Origin of the sequence: Pararhizobium antarcticum, assembly GCF_001885585.1 — a bacterium.
Lineage (GTDB): Bacteria > Pseudomonadota > Alphaproteobacteria > Rhizobiales > Rhizobiaceae > Pararhizobium > Pararhizobium antarcticum.
In genome coordinates this window covers 1-2,326 of sequence record NZ_LSRP01000032.1, presented here as the reverse complement: position 1 = coordinate 2,326, position 2,326 = coordinate 1, and the positions used below count along the sequence as shown (strand labels likewise).

Sequence of the window (2,326 nt, the reverse complement as noted above, 5' to 3'; positions counted from 1 at the left end):
TCTTCGCAAAGGGTCAGAAGAAGGCCAGACCAGGTCTGGCAACTGAAATCGTCAAGCGATCCGATGCGGCCAAAGGCTTCGAGTTGTTGCCACGCCGATGGGTTGTCGAGCGAACCTTCGCATGGCTCGGACGATGCCGTAGACTGGCCAAGGACCTCGAAAACCTGTCAAGAAATGCGCTTGCCTTCCTCAAATTAGCCTCCATCCGCCTCATGCTGCGAAGGCTATGTTCAAAATGAGAAAGTGTTCGGACGGACTCTAAGCGGTATCGCCGCCACCTATTATTCCCGATAGCATCCTTGAACAACTGTTGGCCGGTTCTGATGCGAAGACAACTTTCGACAGCAACGGGCTGCTCGATCAGTTGAAGAAGGCCCTGGCGGAACGGGCTTTGAACGCGGAGATGGACCATCACCTCTCTGGCGACAGGGCCCCTGGAAATAGCCGCAATGGCGACGGCCGCAAGACGGTGCTGACGGACAGCGGCTCGCTTGAGCTTTCCATCCCCCGCGACCGGCAGTCGAGTTTCGATCCTCAATTGCTTGCCAAATATCAGCGCCGCTTTCCAGGCTTCGACGAGAAGATCGTATCGATGTATGCGCGATCGCGATAAACGCTTCGCGTTTACGCTGAGCACGAGCACGCGCGAGATCGTCGGGCCTGTCCAGGAGCTTCACGGCATCGACGCGTCGCCAGACTTGATCTCTGTTGCCACCGACGCGGTGCTGGACAAGGTGGCGACATGGCCGTCGCGGCCTCTGGAGCCGGTCTATCCGCTGGTGTTCTTCGATGCCTTGCGGATCAAGATCCGAGATGAAGGCCACGTCCGCAACAGGGCGGCATAGTGGAGGCGGAAACCCACTTAACGAAAAGCCCGGAACTGTTCAGACAAACCAAGCCACCTCAGTCGCAGAAAAATCCGCAATTCTCCATGTCCTCGACACTGGCGTGAGTGCGAATTTCACTTCGGCAAGTTGTTGGAAAATTCGCCCCGGTATTGATAGTGCCAGCTCGACATTGTGGTCGCGTCAACGCCCATCCAACCCCAACCGTATGGCATTGGCAAATTCGCTGCGCGTGCTTTCATCGATGTAGGGACGGACAAAGCCGCGTATAATAATTGCGTGCAATTGCAGGGCTGCCTCGGCAACCGTGTTTGAGCTGGCAGCGGATATTGTCAAGGATTGAACCGTTGAGCTGGCCCGATTGTCCGCAAGTCTGTCAAATTGATTTCGTGGCTCCTGATAGAGACCCTGGTGTAAAACTATTGTCCGTTCCATCACTCTTCCTGCTCAACAAAGTATCGCATTAAACGCGACGGCTTGACTCATTCACATGTTGCTTTTGGGCCATGCACTATTGTCGGCAACTCATTGGTTCTCACCTTTTAACGCTCAATAGTCTCTTTGAGGTTAGCCACTGAAAACTGCGCCAGGCTTGCTTCGGATCTGTCTGCAGGGGAGCAAAATGTTCCTTTTTGACGGCTGTTTCCGGCGGGGGAGACGGCTATGCCGGATACAACAGGCTGATCGCACCGGGACGTGTCGGCGCAGACATTCTGCTTGCCTCTTGCTAGGCGCACTCTCGTCGCAGGCTGGCGGAGATCACCCGCAACGGATCAGCACCTATTGCCAAGGACGGTGTCAAACGGATCGGTGACTTGTATCGGATCAAGGCCGAGCTGCGAGAATCCAGAGGCTCGCCTTGCTGGACGACAGGAACGGTCACCGGCGAGCGGACCATTCGGTCGACAGGCCTCCATCGGAAGAGCGCACTGTTTGCAGTCGACGATGCGGGAGCCAAGAACCGGGCGACCATCGCTTCGCTCATTGAGACCTGCAAGCGCAATGCCGTCGGTCCGTTTGCGTATATGACGAGCACGATCAACGCTATCGTAAGCGGTCACAAGCAGAGACGGACTGAAGAAGGCGCATCCAGACTTCACAAAGGGCTTCGTCGCGTGATTGGCAAAACCTTTTCATACGGACCCCGGTTTGCGGCGCGAAGGCAATTGAAGCGCACTTTCGTTCAATATGCTGCGGAGCCAAACGAATGCTTTAACGCTTGCAACGTGCGGGATAGGTGAGCTGCTGCCCAGATATTAACGAATTGAATCTGTGAGGCTATTTGGGCGTCCGGCGCTGCTCTTTGGGTTTTCGGAGTTTGTCTACAGGCCTTGGATGCGAACGCGGCGATGCCACTTCAAATGAACTCTTGATAAAATTGGTTAACTAATTATTATGGTAAATACAGTTTTTGACTTCAGTCATAGTGATTACACTTAAGACGTGAATCCAATTCATAATTATAAAACAAAATATATCAG

1 protein-coding gene and 2 pseudogenes are annotated in these 2,326 nt (G+C 54.0%); all 3 read left to right on the top strand.

The features are described 5' to 3' along the window. Positions 1–239: transposase (locus AX760_RS03580; protein ID WP_139276435.1), on the top strand; the 239-nt coding region annotated here is incomplete at its 5' end. 41 nt (positions 240–280) lie between these two features. After that, positions 281–839: pseudogene (locus AX760_RS03575) on the top strand (transposase); the annotation flags it as partial. Between the two features lie 662 nt (positions 840–1,501). After that, positions 1,502–1,927 (top strand): annotated as a pseudogene (locus AX760_RS26140) (IS66 family transposase); the annotation flags it as partial. Between the last annotated feature and the right edge of the window lie 399 nt (positions 1,928–2,326).